Raw genomic sequence first — 16957 nt, 5'->3', positions numbered from 1 at the left:
GGTTTTACCCGGCAGTTATTTCAGTTTTAACGGCATGCCAGCCATTACAAAGGAGACAGAATCCGCCTCTTTCGCAATGGCTTGGTGCAGCCATCCTGATTCATCAACGAATTTTCTGCTCAACGCCCCCATAGGGACAATACCGTGCCCCACTTCGTTGCTCACCATTATGATGTCTTCGTTGCGGCACTCTTTTAGGGTTTCCAGTAACATCAGTTTTTCTTGTTCCCACACGGCTTCGCCTTTTGAACACAGGCAATTTGTCAGCCACAGAGTAAGGCAATCAATGAGGATACACTGCCCTTTCCCGGAAAGATCTGCGACAGCGTTACCCAGTGAATAGGGTTCCTCTATGACCACCCACTCGGCGTTACGGTCTGCTTTATGCCGTGTAATTCTGTCTGCCATTTCATCGTCTTCTGCAGTCGCTGTTACGATTACAGATACAGGCTTGCCTGTTTTTTGAGCCAGTTCTTCTGCGAGCCGGCTTTTTCCTGAGCGGGCACCACCCAGAATAAATTCGATCATCTTGTTGCCTAAGTAATCAGTAGAACCACGCTCGAAACAGCACGGTCTTATTCAAATTAATGTGTTTTCCAAGTTGCGATTAAGGTAGCAATCAATAGACTAATCTCAAAAGAAAAATTGTCGCGCGAAGGGAGTCGTGTTTATGCACTGTAATAAGTATCTCATCAAAAGTGGGGTATTGGCGTCTACTTTATTAATGCCCAGTTTTGTTTTTGCCAATAACTTCAACTATAACCATCTAGAATTTGCCTATCAGACCAATCCCAACGCTATGGGTGCAGTCGCACGATTAGCTCTTCATGAAAATGCTCATGTGTTAGGTCACGTTTCCACACAGTGGGAAGGCGATTGGTTTTCAGGAGTAGGAGTTGGATTCAATGGTCCTATAAACGGATTTGTTGACGTCACTGGAGATCTTACACTCAATTATCTTAGAGAGCCTGGTGCCAAAGATCATGATACAGGCGAATTGGCCAACACAATTAATATAGGTGTCCGTGCCTGGATACAACCCAATGTTGAATTGAATTTTACAGTCGGTCGATTCTTCCTGGACAAAGATGACTCCTATGGTGAAGTCAAGTTTGGAGCTAGATTGTACTCGAATGAAACTTTTTCACTCGGTATACAGTGGGCGCCTGTATCCTATTTCGATGACAGCGTGACATTCTCAGTACGCTACGAATTTTGAACGCAATTTAAATTGTCGACATAAACACTCAGATTCAGCATTTTAGTCGCAACATTTCATTGACATCCGACCAGTTAAGATTTTAGTCTTGAGTGTCAATGATATTTGGCTGGAAGGAATCGATCATGCTGTCATCTTTAAAGCATGCTAATAGAATGCTGAATTTGTTTGGCTTTTTCAAAGTGCCACTCATTTGGCTTTGCCGACCCAAAATCCTCCATCTCGACCAAGAAAAAGTGGTTGTCAGGATCCCTCTAAAGCGCGTTACTAAGAACCATTTGAACAGCATGTACTTTGGTGCACTCGCCATCGGTGCAGATGTGGCTGGAGGCTTTATGGCAATGGACAAAGCCGAAAGCAGAGGAGTAAAAATCTCACTGGCTTTTAAGGCAGTCAAAGCCGAATTTTTACACCGGCCCGAATCCGATGTTTACTTTACCTGCACCGACGGTAAGTTGATAGACGACATGTTAGATGAAACCCTGTATACAGGGGAAAGAGTATCCAAACCGGTCAGAATTATCTGTACTTGCCCTTCTCTTCATAATGAAAAGCCTATGGCAGAATTTGATTTGACGCTGTCGGTAAAGGCGACATCAGTGTCACAAAAGAAGGCGGCTTAAACCCAGCCGCCTCTCTTTATTCAGTTTACTGCCGGACAATTCCAGTCTTGTGCTTTTTCAGAAGACTGAGCATTTTTCTGAGGCGGGTACCAAGACTCCAGACCTTCTTGCAATTCTCGGCTGGCTCGCCAAGGTGATAACTTTCCTTCAATAACTTTTGTTGATGCTTCCCATATTCCCAATTCTAAATCTGGTTTTCCCCTTGAAAGGATTTGGGCTGTGTTCCTTATCGTCGAGTCACACCTGTCTCGCCAGCTCAACATTTCAGCAGCGACTGGATTTGTAACATCAAAAAAGTGGTTAGACAGGGAAAAAAATCCCGGCATCCCGTTAGTAAAGAGTTCAGCAAACTCCTCCGTTGTCATCCAGGACAGGAACTTTGCAGCGGCGTCAGGATGCTTACTTTTTGCATTTATACCCATGCCAATGTCTGTATGGTCACTGAAATAACATGCTTTCGCCGAATCAGGCACAGGCGGCGGGAATACGCCAAGCTCCAGTGTATTTCCAAACGTCGTTATATCCCATGAACCTGCCGGGTAGATTGCCGCCCTACCTGATTTAAATAACTTTATAGAATCTTCATAACTTCGTTTTTCGAATCCCTGTCCCATATACGGTTTCCACGATTGCAACTCTGCAAAGGTGTCCATGTAGGGTTGACTATTCAGTTTTTCATCACCGTTAATTAAAGCAAAGCGGCCGTCTTCACCGAGCCAGTAATTAGGGCCAATATTTTGGAAGCCCATCGTTGCGGCTTCCCACTTATCCTTTGTTCCCAAGGCCAAAGCGGTATAACCGGCGGCCTTGGCACTTTCCAGGACTGCATGAAATTCCGAGCGAGTTTTAGGTTTGCTCAACCCTAATTCCCGAAAGATTTTTCTATTATAAAAAAAGCCATGGATGACTGATGCCACTGGTAGGCAAAACGTCTGGGCTCCGGAATCCGTCTGCCATGGTGTTTGTGCAAAAGACGGGAAGTTCTCCATACCGGGCATTTCAGTGATTTCCTTAAGATTCCCTTCTTTAAACAGTTTCAGTGAACTGTCAAAAGGGCGGCAAGCTATAAGGTCACCTGCAGACCCGTTTTCCAACCTGTTTTCCAACTCCCCGTTATATATTGCCGGGCTGGCCGATGCACGATAGGTAACTTTTATATTGGGATAGTGCTTGTTGAACGCAGGGATAATCACCTCGTTCCAGACTTTGTCATCATTACGCCAGGAATCGATGACAATTTGTTCAGAAGCCACCACCTTGAATCCAGACAACGACAAGGCAAAAACAATGCCTTTTAAAATCCAACCTGTGCGCATATGTTAAACCTTGAATTTACTAATCTGAGACTGTTGCTCTGAGGCTAGCTGAGTAAGAGTTTCGCTGCGTTGAGAGGATTCACGAGCCTCAGTCTCAGCCGCGTGGGCAACTTCCGCAATACCATTGATATGCTCGGCAACGTCCCGGCAAACTTTGATCTGCTCTTCTGTTGCATTTGAGACTTGGGCAGCCATCTCACGAATTTGAGAAACGCTGTCTGCAATTTCCTGAAGTGTTTCATCAGTCAGCCGTGACTGTTCCACACAACTTATGGTTTTCTCTTCACTTAATGCCATTGAATTGACTAACGACTCGGTATGGCGCTGAAGTTTTTCGATCATTTGGTGGATTTCTTCGGTTGACTGTTGGGTTCGTGTTGCAAGTGCACGTACTTCATCTGCCACAACAGCAAACCCCCGCCCCATATCTCCGGCTCGAGCAGCTTCAATAGCCGCATTAAGAGCCAGTAGATTTGTTTGGTCAGCAATTTCCCGTATAACGCCAAGAATGGTGCCAATCTGGCCAGTCAGTTTATTCAGTTCTTCCGAAGAACCAACAGCACTGCTGATATGGTTGGCAAGTTCTTCAGTGATCGCTCTGTTAAGGGCTACTTGCTCCCGGCCGGCACAAGATCTGGTATTAGCCTCTTCAACCTCGTTAACTGTTCGTTCCGTTGAGCGGTTAATTTCCTGGGCACTCACTTCCATTTCAGATATTGCTGCAGCTACCTGGTCTGTGCGGCTCTTTTGATCTTCAACCCGCCTCATAGCCATTTCACTGCTAATTGCAGATTCCTTGGCTTCTTCCAGCAGATGACAAGATCCGGCATTGATGTTTGTGAGCGTATGTGACATTGATGAAATCAGCACATCGATATTACGTGCAATTTCACCAAACTCATCTGCCGCATCATAACCAGTACGTTGACTCATATCCCCTTGGGACATTTTGTCCAAAACCGACTTAATCTGTCTAAATGGTTTTCGGATGGCCTGCGCCGATGAATACGCCACAATAACTGCAACAACACCTGAAGCAAGAGTCATAATGAAGTTAAGAATCAAAGCCGATTTCGATGCTTGGCTTGCATCTCTCTGACTACTATCTGCTTTTGACTTCTCATCAAATGCCAGTTGGTCGATCTTGCCGCGCAATTCATTTTGCAACTGAGCTAGCTGTTGCTCGCTACCGGTTATCTTCTCCAGGATTCGGTTTCGGTGATTAAGGGTTTCAATTAACCCGCCTTTTTCCAGTGTCAGTTCCTTTAGCTTTAAAACATTTCGTTCAAAACGAGCTTTGACCTCACTGTTAACATCAATCAGCGCAAGACGTTTAAGTGCAATATCAATGTCTTTTTCCAAGGTGGTTTTCAAGGCGACGAGATTTGTATCAGCGTTCGCTCGACGCAGATTGTTTAGATCACGACGGATGCCACTCGAAATCAGCTCAGCGCGGTTCTGTAATGATCTCTTCACTGCTGCTTTTTGAAGTAACAGGTTGGATGCCCACTGGTAGGTATCATCAAGCCTGATAAACTGTTCGTTTAATGTAGAAAGTCTGTCTTGTTGATTTCGCAATGCAGCCTTATCTTCCAACAACTCCAGCGTTTTGGAATAAAACGAGAATGCATCTTTTTTGATTTCATCAATACGCACCAACGTATTCCTGTCGCCCATGTTTAGATTTTCTAAATTGATAAGGGCGGAATCAAAAGCCGTTCGGTTGTTTTGGATATCTTGTTTGGCAGTCCTAATTCCTTCTGTTCCTGTCGCCGCAGCGACTGCAAGACGTGCATCAATGACAGAGGACAACAAATGGCTGGACTCAATAACACTTGGAGTAGATTTCTCGGTGAGGTGACTGATTTTAGATTGTAAATTCTGGGTGCTGATATAGCTGATTACTCCCATTGTCACAATGAGGGCAAACATCAGTGCGAACCCTATAGCTGTTCGGCGAACAATAGACAAATTCATTAAACTCTCAACAGACCGTTGTAATCGATGATCATTGGGTTAACCCAACTCAAAGTCGGCTGTATTCTTCACATTTCTGTCAATACTTCAATTCGCGTCGAAAATTAAGTGTATGCAACCCAAATTAGTGTGATCTTTGTCACCTTAAGAGACCAAATTTTGGATGCAAACCACTTCTCCAAAGGTCACGTAGGATAGGTTATTTCACTAACAAGCATTCAGATCGCACGCTTCTCTTAATTGAGATTATTTCCATTTAATTAATCTCAATCTAATCTTTGATGTCTGTGTTTATCTTCTCGCCAAATTCTTTGGTTTATCATGACAGGTATCATGAACAAGAATTTGAATGCTTGACATTCCTGTAGGGCTTCATAAATGTGGCTTACCTAGGAAATACCCAGAGTTATTCACCGCTTCTGTGAATAAAAAAACACTTATCCACACCCAAACAGAAGCGCTCTATACTATCGTTCAAGCAACTTTTTGCACTACTATCATGCAAATGCCTCATATTGGAGCAATAATGTTTGCGTTTCCTTCCGAACAAATAGTCAATCTTTTGCATTTAGCGCAGCGTGCTCTTCATTCGAGTTCTCGGGAAAACTACATGACTCCAGATGGCAGACGGACCCGGAACATTAAAGAGGTTCAATACTGCCTCCAACAGGCCATAGATCTTAGACCCGGTGACCCTGACCTTACCTTCGCACTGTCTACTGCATACATTTTTGACCGAAATGTAGACGACGCATTGAAGGCTTTAAGCTCACTTCATCCTCCGATACCTGCACATATCTCGGAGTGGGCTGATTATTGGATGTCTTTCACCAAGATGTATCAACTGCAGCGCACAACATATAAAACCTCCAACGCTAAAACTCCCGATCTGGATGCCTTTGAAAAATATGCATTGCAGTTGCCAAAAGTAAAAAGTATCCCCGATTGTTCAGCTATTCTTTTGCCTGGGCATAAGTTGCTGCCTGGCGGGAAAATGTCATCTCTAATGGAGGAGAGGCTCAAGCTAGCTTATGCGGTGCTTCAAAAGAACTCTTCTTTCGTCGTGATTTGTTCAGGTGGGCAACCGGTTGGAGGAATTTCAGAAGCAAGTGTAATGGCAGAGTGGCTGCGATCAAACGGCATCCCACCAACGCAAATTATCACCGAAGACAAGTCGGCAAACACCATCCAAAATGCGCTATTCAGCACACGTTTGGTTCCTGAGCACATCAAGCATTTAGTTCCAGTATCTACAGATAACCACATTCACCGACTCAGTGCCCTAACCTATCTGGCCACCTTAAGAATAGGTTCCGGTTTAGGCGTTTTACCCATATCCCCTACTACATATGATAACAAAACAGTGCCCATGCCCGATTATAGAGAATTGGTAAGTATCGCATTGGATTTGTACAGACTGTGGGGAAGACCCGCCTTCGATTGCGGGCCTTTACAACTGGACTAGCTCTTTATGAGTGCATCGGTTTTTGCAGCGCAGATAAAATCATTTTTATGTAATCCACCTATTGCATGCGTCCACCAGCTAACTTTTACTTTTCCCCATTCCAGTAATATTGCAGGGTGGTGCCCTTCTTCTTCAGCCAATTCGGCAACTTTGTTACTAAAAGCCCAGGCCAGTTTGAAATTTCTGAACTCATATGATCTGGTCAGTTGGCTGATACCACTTTGTTTATCAAGATCCCACTCTGGCAGCGTTAACATCAATGATGCCAATTCGCCATCGGTTACCCGTGGTGCATCAGCACTACACGCTTTACATTTCTGACCAGTCAGTTCTTTAAGGGTTACTTCCGTCATACTTGCGATTCCTTAATTAACGATGCAGCAGCTTTCTGAGTAAAGGTTGGCTCGTGCATTCCCAGACGTTTCGCCTCTGCAATGCACTTAGGGATGTCCTGCTTTGAGACATCCATAAGTTGCTCAATTCCGTCGATAACAAAATACACTGTCTGAAGAATATCAATGCGATAAGGTGTTCTCAGCACATCAACAATCTCGAATGGTTTCCTTTGAGGTTCATTACTGAAAAAAGCATATTCAGTTTCCTTAGGTGATGAGAGAATTCCGCCCCCATAAATTCTCTGCCCTTGCTCAGAACAATCCATCAGTCCGAATTCCACTGTAAACCAGTAAAGTCTTGCTAAATAACGCCGGTCTTCTTTGTTGGCAGCTTTTCCCAGCATGCCGTAACGTTGGGTGAATGCAGCGAATGCCGGGTGAGTCAGCATGGCACAATGGCCAAAAACCTCATGGAAAAAGTCGGGTTCTTGAAGGTAGTCAAAGTCTTCTTTGGTTCGCAAAAATGTTGCGACAGGAAAACGTCTCTTGGACAATAAATCGAAGAAAGTATCAAAGTCTATAAGCGCTTCAACGGGCTCACATTGCCAGCCCGTCGTTTCTTGTAAGACCTTGCTGACATCACCTAGCTGCGGGGCTCTGTCTAAGGGAAGATCAAGCTTCAACAAACCGTCAAGGTATTCTTCGCATGCCTTCCCCTGAATCACATTCATCTGGCGAGACAGTAACTGGCGCCAAATTTCGTTTTCACTTTCTGACCAACTTATAATTCCATTTTTATCCAAGGATTTTGACTGGTAGCGGCTTCCTTTTGCCATCATTGTCTCCATCAATCGGTGCGGTTTGACTTTTTTACGTTAGCTGGAATGCGGTAAATAATCTTGGTATGGATGAAGACAGGAAAATCAATCCGCGTAACATATCATTTACATTTAAATCAGGTTGGCTGAACCAAAGTCTAAATAATTTTAAATTCTCTTATTTCAAAGGAAGTAACCAAACACTCCAAACGCCCGGCGGCTAGCGCTTAGTTATTTATATGTCAATAAAAGAAATCTTAGTTTGGAATTTCGTTCTATTTTGTTGATTTTGCAAGGTGCACAAAACCTTGGAATGGTACAGAGTAAGCTTGAAGCTTAGTCATGTGTAAAGCTTCATTATCGGGAGTAGTAAAGGAATGCTTATTCATGGATCTGCTTGACAGCCAAGAAGATTTTGAACTTTTTCTGACTGAAGACCAGGTCGGTAACGTTGAAGCTATATATGGAAGTTATCGCCTCAGCAGCGTTTATCAACCGTTGTTTACCCGAGACGGTGAAATATATGGTTATGAAGCACTCGTTCGTATACGTTCGTTGGAAACGTTACAGTACATATCTCCGGAAATAATTTTTTCCGCGCCAAACAATCAAGATGATTACGGTATAGATCAAGTCAACCTTGACCGTCTGTCCAGAGTTATCCATCTTCGCAACTTTGCCAGGCTTAACAAAAGTGAAGCGATTTTCCTGAACATACTACCTACTACGGCAGTAATGCAGTCACTTTCTCCGACTGGCCAGAAACTGATGCGCAAACGTTTGGTCGAACTGGGTATGCCCAACAATCAGGTGGTGTTTGAAGTAACTGAACAAGAGTGTGGAAATGACGACGATCTGGCTGTCGCAATCGATCACTCTAAGTTGCACGGTTTCAGAATCGCAATAGATGATTACGGTTCAGAAGCAAATAACGAAAGCCGGCTAAGGAAAATCAACCCCTGTATTGTCAAAATCGACAGAGGGTTACTGGTTAAATATATGTTGGGACAACAAATCCCTCTCCTTGATGCGATATCCAATGCTAAGAACATTGGCGCCAAAATAGTCGTAGAAGGGATTGAAACGGAACATGATTTTCAGGCTATGCTGGCTCTGGATATCGATCTGTTTCAGGGCTACTACCTCGGTTTGCCCAAACCTCTCATGGAAGAAATAATACCCGTCAAGGCCGCTTCACTTCCCATTTAAACGTTGTAGTGGAAGGAAGATTTGCTCCCGCGCACCTCCCAAGTTAACATTGACGTAACACTGACAAGTCAGACCAGTTGGAGCGTGGTGCATGGAGTCCCTAACCCTTGTATTTCTCAGTCCCCTGTTTTTAGCCTTCATGATTTGGGAGTATCGTAAGCTCCGAAGTGAATGCAGGGAGGATTACTCGATTCGGGAAATACTATGTAACTTCTCCCTCGCCGGATTACATCAGGGAGCTGACTTACTTGCTACTCTACTGCTGATGCCTTTTTTCATCTGGCTATACCAATTTAGACTGTTCAACATTGAGCCAGGAATAATCAGCTTTTTCTTCGCTTTTCTTTTACAAGACTTTTTCTACTACTGGTTCCACCGCGCCAGCCATAACGTACATTGGATGTGGGCCTCTCATGTAGCCCACCACTCATCTCGCAGAATGAACTTCACAACTGCGTTCAGGCAGAGTCTGACGTACCCTGTTTCAGGTATGTGGCTTTTCTGGACGCCAATGATGTTTATAGGTTTCCACCCTGATTTTGTCGTACTCATCGTCGCACTTAACCTGGGGTTCCAGTTTTTCGTACATACTCGTATGGTTAAACACCTAGGGTGGCTGGAATACATATTTAATACCCCCTCCCATCACCGTGTGCATCATGCAAGGAACCCGGAATACATCGACCGTAATTTCGCTGGAGTACTGATAATTTGGGATAAGTTCTTTGGTACCTTTGTAAAAGAAAAAGACGGTATATCTATTGATTACGGTATCCCAAAGCAATTGGATAGTTGGAATCCAATCGTCGTTACTTTTCACCAGTGGAAGACACTTCTTTCATTGGCATTTTCACTAAAACGTAAAACTTTACGGCAGCGCCTGTTACATCTGTTCGGACCGCCGGCCTACAGTGACCATTGATAACCCGGATCACCGCGTAAACTGCCCGTGTGACAAGGCATTCCTTTACTCACACCCGGTAATCGCTACAATATGCGCCCTATAAACGTAAAGAAATAAGGACGCATAATGTCAATTCAATGGTTTCCGGGTCATATGCACAAAGCCCGAAAAGAGATAGCCGAAGTAATCCCAAAGATTGACGTTATCATCGAAGTTCTTGATGCTCGCATTCCATTCAGCAGTGAAAACCCACTCGTTCGCAGTCTTAGAGGCGATAAGCCCGTAATTAAAGTGCTGAACAAGCGAGACTTGGCAGATCCTGAAATGACCAAGTTGTGGTTGAAACACCTTGAAAAAGAGCAAGGAGTTAAGGCCATTGCAATCACTACCTCTCAAATGAGCGAAGTGAACAAGATACTTGAGCTATGCCGGAAACTGGCGCCTCACCGGGAAGAGGCAGGCAAAAACATTCGCACAATGATTATGGGAATCCCTAATGTCGGGAAATCCACCCTAATTAACACCTTTGCCGGTCGCGTCATTTGTAAAACTGGAAATGAACCAGCCGTTACCCGGGCCCAACAGCGTATTAACCTGCAAAATGGTATCGTTCTGTCTGACACTCCAGGGATCCTCTGGCCTAAGGTTGAAAACCCTCACAGTGGTTTCCGCCTGGCTGCCACTGGTGCGGTAAAAGATACTGCAATGGATTATGTCGAAGTCGGTTTTTATACAGTTGAGTATCTTGCCAAAGCGTACCCCGACTTACTCATGAATCGTTACAATCTCGAAGAACTGCCAGAAAGCGATATTGAGCTGATAGAAGCTATCGGTGAAAAGCGAGGCTCACTTCGTTCAGGAGGCCGGGTTGATCTCCACAAGGCATCCGAAGCTTTAATTAACGATTTACGTAGCGGCGCTCTTGGGCTGATTACCCTTGAGCACCCTGACATGATCGAAGGTGAACTCGAGCAGGTCGAAGAAGACAAGGCGCGTGATACTGAGGAAAAAGCGGCGAAAAAAGAAGAACGTCGTAAACGTTACCTTCGAAACAAACGCCGTAAATAACAGTTATACATTTACAGTTAAGGCGACCTCGAGTCGCCTTAACTTCATTTGTTTTTCTATGCCTCAATCCATTAATTCATAGACACTGATCGTATTCCTTCCATTTGCCTTTGACTGGTAAAGTGCCTTGTCCGCACAGTCAATAAACTCTTCAATACTCTTCATATTTGGCCGGAACTCACAAACACCAAAACTTGCGGTCGTTCCGTTTCTGTGGATAGTCGGCATCCGTACCCTGATACGGTCCGCCAGTATCACAGCACGATCCTGTGGGGTATCTGGCAACATGACACCAAACTCCTCCCCTCCAAGACGGACTATAACGTCAGAATTTCTCAATTTACGTTTAAGCAGGTGCGCTGTCGCACTCAGCACCTGATCACCAACGATATGTCCATAGGTATCATTGAGTTCTTTAAATTTATCGAGGTCGAAAATGATAAATGAAAGCGGCTTTTTGTAGCGTATGGCCTGAGCCATATACAGTGGTGCAATTTGCTGAAGTGCATAGCGGTTGGCCAAGCCGGTCAAGGGGTCATTCAACGCCATGTTCTCTAGCTTGGATTGGTACACAATGACCCGCCGGTATAGAGCGATAAGTATTGACGTTACCGCAATGCAGCCGAAAATTGCCACCAATGATTTAAGCTGCCACGGACGTATCAGCAGGTTTTTGTCTACAGCCACAACAGCAAACATGTTTTTACCGTCTATGCGCTGGTAAGCAACGATACGCTCGACGTCGTCATTGTAAGTCTTGTGCTCAAGCAACCCCTGCTCTTTCCCGGAATTCCAAAGCCGCCGAATTCTTGTATCAAAAATTTCACGCTTGATATCCGGTACAGACAACAACAATCGGCCGGAATAGTAAAAAAGGTAAATCTGTTGGTTGGCGATATTCATTCCAACACGTTCAATTGACTGAACAAGTTCTTCCACAGCAACGAAAGCCACGATGATTTTTTTCTCGCCACTTGGTGTAACCATTGCTGTAGAAACGGCCATTACCCGGCGTGCCGGATCGATGGAATACCGGATTACATCACTGATGTAGTACTTAGGATTTGCGTGGGCAAATACCTTGATGTACTTCTTGTTTTTCAGGTTAATCTTGTATTTCGAACGATCAAAAGAAGCAGCAACGACCGTACCATCGACGTTTACCACAGCGAGGTCGACAATTTCGTTCAGACGTCCGTCATAGCTAGTCAGCAGCTGACGCATGTCAGAATCGCCACGCTTAATCGCATCTTTAACGGCAAAGAGGCTTTCTTCTACTATAGTGAAGGATTTTTCGACATATTGCGCCACTAAGCCCGCTGTAAACTCTGCATGCTGGGCTTCATTCTTTAAGATGACCTTCTTTTCATTGAAGACGAATACAGTGGTCAGCGTTACTATCAACACGCCCACTGCAACCACCAACCAAAATAGGCTTTTTTGCCCTTTTACTGCTGTTCTAAGGGACATCCAGTTTTGAATTTTTCTTTTGAGTTAGGCCTGAGCCCGACATTCTGCCGTTTTCGTTCTGCACCATCAATGAATTATCACTCCAACTACAAATTTCAATGATAATGCCATCAACTAATGTTAATTACCCCACACAGCAAATCAGTCTTATTAACCAGAATGCCTGGAAATTAACATTCGTCGAATCGTCACAATGCGCATTTAATCTGTAAATTCACACGACCAAGCTCCCAGAACTTTGGATGAAAAAGCTCAAGCGTTACCAGTACGAACGTTATGCCATTTTGTGCAAAGCTTCTTACCCCCGATTATTTGATCACACTCAGTTCGGCTTCGGCCACGCATGCAGACGTGATATACGCGATCGTCACGGCAAAACACTGATCCGTGTTTTATGGGATGATAAATCTGACGTGGTAGTGGTTTTTAAAGGTACGCACTGTTTCTCAGACTGGCTGGTCAATCTGTTCTGTTTTCCTAAAACGTTAGCAAATATACCCGGCAGCCCCAAAGTGCACTGGGGGTTTAACTATTTTTTGGATCAACACAGTAAGAAAAGCAGAACCGGTTATCTTTCAAGACATTCAACACTAACCACCAGTTATCAGGCAGACATTTTCCAGTCGACTGATAACCCTGACCCAGGGAGCAAAAGTGTTTATGACATGCTCTTATCAACCTTGGTGCCTTTGTTAAACCAAGGCAAGCAGGTTTCATTTACCGGTCATTCATCAGGTGGAGCAATGGCTGTTATTGCAGCACTAAAGCTTCACCAGCAATTCCCCAATGCCATAAAACGCATAGTGACTTTTGGACAGCCTGCTGCAGGATTTTGGAGCCTTAAACAGCACTACAACCTAAACAACCGAACTTACCGAATTTGTTGCGGATTGGATATAGTCACTTTTTTACCTGGGTTACCTTTGATTTACTGGCATGTTGGAAGCCAAATTTGGCTACATAACGAACGAATTTATGAGAATACGCCAGCACCTCTGAGGTTGTATTGGGTGCTAACAAGCTGGATATTCAAACCCTTCTCTTACCACTTTATGGACAGATACATTCGTAGAAAGGACTACTTTGATAAGCACTAGCTCTACAGCCAACAACTGTAAAGGCCGGAAAACCGGCCTTTCAACACAGACTGCAGAATTCACAATCAATCAAACTTTCCGACACTTAAGAACATGGTTTCGCCAGAACTGTCATCAACACCATCGTTATCAGTCACGATAAAGGCTTTACCCTCGCTAGTGATCGCCAGGCCTTCTACTTTATCGACAACATAGCCGCCGGTAGATTTCAGGTCCGGAAGCAGATCACGAACCACTTCTTTTCTGACTACCGGGAGTTCACCACCAAGATCAACAGCTTTGAGATCTGACTGCGCAACACGCGTCACCATTTTTACTTTGGCCGCATCGCCGATTTGGTTATCCCGCTCAATCAGGTACAGGTGCTTGTTGTGTGCGACGACTTCCGATAAGCCAACCCAGCCTTTAGCTGCCCTTTCAGTTGGGTAACGTACGGCTTTCCACTCACCGGTTATGGTATTGAAAGACACCAATTTAGCCGTATTCGCAGGGTCATCTTTCCAACTGCGTTGGATTGCAATCCAGAGTGTGTCACCGATACGTGTGATGCCTTCAGAGCCAAAGCGCTTTTCGACCTTTAACAACGCGTCAGGAAACACGACTTCACGAACAATCTCACCGTTGCCGTTTACATTGTACAACGCATGAGGAATTTCTCTGTCGGTCCGTCCTTCAGAAGCCAACCAGAAACCGCCCTGTCCATCCGTCGTGATACCTTCCAAGTCCAACTTTTCTGCCGGCTTTCCATCACGTGTTACCCGAATTGCCTTTCTAATGACTGCAGGCATCTCAGACGCATCAATAACAAAGATGCTGGGCTGAGCTTTGTAGAAGCTGTCATTTACGGCATAAAGTATGTTTGCATTATCGTCATCAGCCACCAGGCCGGAGAGTGCCCCCCACCCCAGTGGACGATTACCGTCCATCACTGACGTAATCTGCGGATAAAACGGCTTGTCCGCAGACAGCCTATACATCATTACATGCGCTCGAACACCGCCATCTTCTATCAGGTCTTTTTCATTTGCAGTTGCTAACAGTCCACGGGCCGGAATAACAGCAGCAGCCTCGGGAGAGATACCGGAAGGCAACAACTGGACAAATTCCGGCTCTTTACCGGTATCCAGATAGACACCGACCAGAGAAGCGCGTTCAGACAATACAAAGATGTAACGCTTGCCGCTGAATGTACCTACAGCAAGACCTTCCGGCTCGATACCTTTGTTCCCGGAACGTTTTTCCGGATAGTGGCCCGCCATCGCTGCGAGGTATTCAAAGTGGAGACCGGATTCAAAAAGAACGTTTCCACTCTTGTCAAAAATGGTGAACCCACGTGAGCCACCTTGGTAGTCCCCTTCGTTAGCGGTGACAAAGCGATTGTTATCCAGCCATTTCACCGCGTCCGGTTCTCTTTTACGGTTTAATTGTTCACCGTCGAATGTCAGCGCACGCTCTTCGTCCAGATCGACATTCCGTAGGTCAACACTTCCCGCTGAGAAGTGAGATATCAACTCGCCAGTATTGCCATTTACAACTGCGATATGGTTATTTTCCTGTAGCGTGACAACCACTTCATTCAATCCATTGATATCAACAAATTCCGGCTCCGGATCTGAAGGGGCAATATCGGTAATACCTGTAAGGCCAACGGTTTTAAGCCTGTCACATTTGAGTATTCCCTCCGCAACTGGCACTAAAACCAGGTTTCCTGCCGGCAATTGTGGAATCAGACCGCCATTTAGGTCTTCGTCACGCTCATTTTCAATCGCAACGGCAACAAAACTGCCGTCCGGGGCAACATCAACTGAATCAGGCTGACCTCCCACATCACACCGCGCAGCCTCTTTTTGCGATACCAAGTCAATCTGAACCAGGAAGCCAGAAGGTTTAACATAGCTTTCGGACGTGTTCACTCCCGCATAGATATTTTGCCCTTTGATGGCCACAGAAGTCGGTTCGCCATCAAAAGGGACAAATCCTTTCCGCTTCATTTTTACTGGGTCAGTAATATCGATAATTCCAATACCACCCAGTGGACTGTCTGAGTAAATCAGGGTATTTCCATCTTCGGAGGCAACCATGATTTCGGCAGAAGACTCATGGTTTCTATCCATTGAGGAAGGAATATTACGATCAGTAGAGAATGAACCAATACGTTCAAAATAATCAGCCTCTGCTGCTACCGCTTGGCTTCCTGCCAACGCAGCTGCAATCAGAGCTGTGGAAATACGAAGTGTCATCACCAGCTCCTTTTAAATAGTGGCTGGATTTTTTAGGAGAAAAATGACGCGTAAATGAAAAGCCGGCACTTCTATATGATGATTTCATTACGCCGCTTGGAAGTAGGAGTTAGATCGCACTTATTTTCTGAAATCAGGTTTATCAAATTACGTGATCAAAGCAGTTATTTAGTTGTTATCGATTCTTTGGTCATTTGATAGCATGATCAACACACGTACTATAAATAACGAGCAATTAGAGTTGGTAGTTTTGCGGAAACCCATTAATGTCCTGTTGATCAGCATTTTGCTGGTGCTTGCGTTATTCCGCATTTTTGTCGAGACCGCTGTCGTTTTGGACAGTCGCCAACTCCAACATTCTCCTGGCGTAATAGGCAAGATAACCGGCAAGGTATTGCTCTGTACTTCAGAGGGTTTAAAGTGGGTATCGTTAGAGCAAGCGGCTACGCTTTCACTTGAACACAAAGACAACCCTAAACAGCATTGTCCGTATCTGGCTCACTTTCCTAACCAATCGGTTTTCCTTTCTGTTGATCTCATTTCACTTATTCTTGTTGGGCTTCTCACCCTCAAGGTTGTAGGCACAAAAGATACCATACTGAGTGTATTCCCCATTTTCCTCTGGTTGGCACCAAAACAGTCACCCCCCAATCACACCTGAATACAAACAATATCAATTCAAATATCATATTCAGGAGAAAATAATGAAGTCAATCATGACCGTATTTGCCTTTGCCACAACATTAATCGCTTCTTCATTTGCAGTCGCACACGATTACAAAGTGGGAGATATCAGCATTACCCAACCTTGGTCAAAACAGGTACCACCAACCTCAAAAGTTGCCGCAGCATTCTTTGATATCGAAAACTCTGCGGAGCAGGATGACAAACTGATTGCGGCAGAATCCCCAATCGCAGGGATTACAGAGCTCCATGAACACACTAAAGTCGATGGAATGATGAAAATGCGGCGGGTTGAAGGCATCAATATTCCAGCCAACAGCAGTGAACACCTTATGCCAGGCGATTACCATATCATGTTCTTCAAACTCAAACGGCTACCAAGCTTGGGTGAGTCATTTCCCCTGGTCTTGTATTTTCAAAATGCAGGAAAAGTTGAAATCAGCGTAAAAGTGGAGCCGGCTGATTATCAATCTGAGTCGATGAAAAAGCACATGAAAGGTGGGATGAAACACCACTAGCACCATAACTAAAT

The 16957-nt window shown here is 44.8% G+C and carries 16 protein-coding genes; 9 read left to right on the top strand and 7 right to left on the bottom strand.

Annotated elements, in window-relative coordinates:
• Positions 1 to 15: 15 nt before the first annotated feature.
• Positions 16 to 528 (bottom strand): bifunctional adenosylcobinamide kinase/adenosylcobinamide-phosphate guanylyltransferase, encoded by a 513-nt coding sequence (cobU, locus tag NF212_RS24055; RefSeq protein ID WP_434361473.1) that lies wholly within the window; start codon positions 526 to 528, stop codon positions 16 to 18.
• 142 nt (positions 529 to 670) lie between these two features.
• Between cobU and NF212_RS24050 the strand changes: the two genes are divergently transcribed.
• Both NF212_RS24050 and NF212_RS24045 read left to right on the top strand, forming a co-directional pair.
• On the top strand, positions 671 to 1219 hold the full coding sequence (locus tag NF212_RS24050; protein ID WP_434361471.1) for a hypothetical protein: 549 nt from the start codon (positions 671 to 673) through the stop codon (positions 1217 to 1219).
• 125 nt (positions 1220 to 1344) lie between these two features.
• The gene (locus NF212_RS24045) at positions 1345 to 1842 is read left to right on the top strand and encodes a DUF4442 domain-containing protein (protein ID WP_434361470.1); all 498 of its coding nucleotides are present in this window, start codon (positions 1345 to 1347) and stop codon (positions 1840 to 1842) included.
• A gap of 20 nt (positions 1843 to 1862) precedes the next feature.
• Here NF212_RS24045 and NF212_RS24040 read toward each other — a convergent pair whose 3' ends face one another.
• Together NF212_RS24040 and NF212_RS24035 are read right to left on the bottom strand one after the other, a co-directional pair.
• Positions 1863 to 3158 (bottom strand): ABC transporter substrate-binding protein, encoded by a 1296-nt coding sequence (locus NF212_RS24040; RefSeq protein ID WP_434361469.1) that lies wholly within the window; start codon positions 3156 to 3158, stop codon positions 1863 to 1865.
• Between the two features lie 3 nt (positions 3159 to 3161).
• Positions 3162 to 5135, bottom strand: a complete 1974-nt coding sequence (locus NF212_RS24035; RefSeq protein ID WP_434361468.1) for a HAMP domain-containing methyl-accepting chemotaxis protein — start codon at positions 5133 to 5135, stop codon at positions 3162 to 3164.
• Positions 5136 to 5484: 349 nt separating this feature from the next.
• Between NF212_RS24035 and NF212_RS24030 the strand changes: the two genes are divergently transcribed.
• Positions 5485 to 6600 carry a YdcF family protein gene (locus NF212_RS24030; protein ID WP_434361467.1) on the top strand — a complete coding sequence of 372 codons (1116 nt, stop codon included), beginning with the start codon at positions 5485 to 5487 and terminating at the stop codon, positions 6598 to 6600.
• Here NF212_RS24030 and NF212_RS24025 read toward each other — a convergent pair.
• The gene (locus tag NF212_RS24025) at positions 6597 to 6953 is read right to left on the bottom strand and encodes a 4a-hydroxytetrahydrobiopterin dehydratase (protein WP_434361466.1); all 357 of its coding nucleotides are present in this window, start codon (positions 6951 to 6953) and stop codon (positions 6597 to 6599) included. The genes NF212_RS24030 and NF212_RS24025 overlap by 4 nt on opposite strands.
• Positions 6950 to 7771, bottom strand: a complete 822-nt coding sequence (phhA, locus tag NF212_RS24020) for a phenylalanine 4-monooxygenase (RefSeq protein WP_434361465.1) — start codon at positions 7769 to 7771, stop codon at positions 6950 to 6952. The genes NF212_RS24025 and phhA overlap by 4 nt, the downstream gene beginning before the upstream one ends.
• A 369-nt stretch (positions 7772 to 8140) precedes the next feature.
• Between phhA and NF212_RS24015 the strand changes: the two genes are divergently transcribed.
• From NF212_RS24015 to ylqF, 3 genes are all read left to right on the top strand, one after another.
• Positions 8141 to 8962, top strand: coding sequence for an EAL domain-containing protein (locus NF212_RS24015; protein WP_434361464.1), 822 nt, complete (start codon positions 8141 to 8143; stop codon positions 8960 to 8962).
• Between the two features lie 91 nt (positions 8963 to 9053).
• Positions 9054 to 9884 carry a sterol desaturase family protein gene (locus NF212_RS24010; RefSeq protein ID WP_434361463.1) on the top strand — a complete coding sequence of 277 codons (831 nt, stop codon included), beginning with the start codon at positions 9054 to 9056 and terminating at the stop codon, positions 9882 to 9884.
• A 108-nt stretch (positions 9885 to 9992) separates the two neighbouring features.
• Positions 9993 to 10934 (top strand): ribosome biogenesis GTPase YlqF, encoded by a 942-nt coding sequence (gene ylqF / locus NF212_RS24005; RefSeq protein ID WP_434361462.1) that lies wholly within the window; start codon positions 9993 to 9995, stop codon positions 10932 to 10934.
• Between the two features lie 63 nt (positions 10935 to 10997).
• On the opposite strand, the gene NF212_RS24000 is transcribed toward ylqF, so the two are convergent.
• Positions 10998 to 12404 (bottom strand): sensor domain-containing diguanylate cyclase, encoded by a 1407-nt coding sequence (locus NF212_RS24000; protein ID WP_434361461.1) that lies wholly within the window; start codon positions 12402 to 12404, stop codon positions 10998 to 11000.
• Between the two features lie 242 nt (positions 12405 to 12646).
• Between NF212_RS24000 and NF212_RS23995 the strand changes: the two genes are divergently transcribed.
• A complete protein-coding gene (locus tag NF212_RS23995) occupies positions 12647 to 13501 on the top strand; it encodes a lipase family protein (protein ID WP_434361460.1) in 855 nt (284 codons plus the stop codon).
• 65 nt (positions 13502 to 13566) lie between these two features.
• On the opposite strand, the gene NF212_RS23990 is transcribed toward NF212_RS23995, so the two are convergent.
• Positions 13567 to 15741, bottom strand: a complete 2175-nt coding sequence (locus NF212_RS23990) for an esterase-like activity of phytase family protein (protein WP_434361458.1) — start codon at positions 15739 to 15741, stop codon at positions 13567 to 13569.
• Positions 15742 to 15943: 202 nt separating this feature from the next.
• On the opposite strand from NF212_RS23990, the gene NF212_RS23985 reads away from it, so the two are divergent.
• Both NF212_RS23985 and NF212_RS23980 read left to right on the top strand, forming a co-directional pair.
• Entirely contained in the window at positions 15944 to 16402 is a 459-nt protein-coding gene (locus tag NF212_RS23985; protein ID WP_434361457.1) for a hypothetical protein, read from the top strand.
• Positions 16403 to 16445: 43 nt separating this feature from the next.
• Entirely contained in the window at positions 16446 to 16943 is a 498-nt protein-coding gene (locus NF212_RS23980; protein WP_434361456.1) for a copper chaperone PCu(A)C, read from the top strand.
• The last annotated feature ends 14 nt before the right edge of the window (positions 16944 to 16957 follow it).

Source organism: Parasalinivibrio latis, from assembly GCF_036825535.1.
GTDB classification, from domain to species: domain Bacteria; phylum Pseudomonadota; class Gammaproteobacteria; order Enterobacterales; family Vibrionaceae; genus Parasalinivibrio; species Parasalinivibrio latis.
The sequence above is the reverse complement of the archived record's forward strand: the minus strand, read 5'-3'. Positions and strand labels throughout refer to the sequence as shown.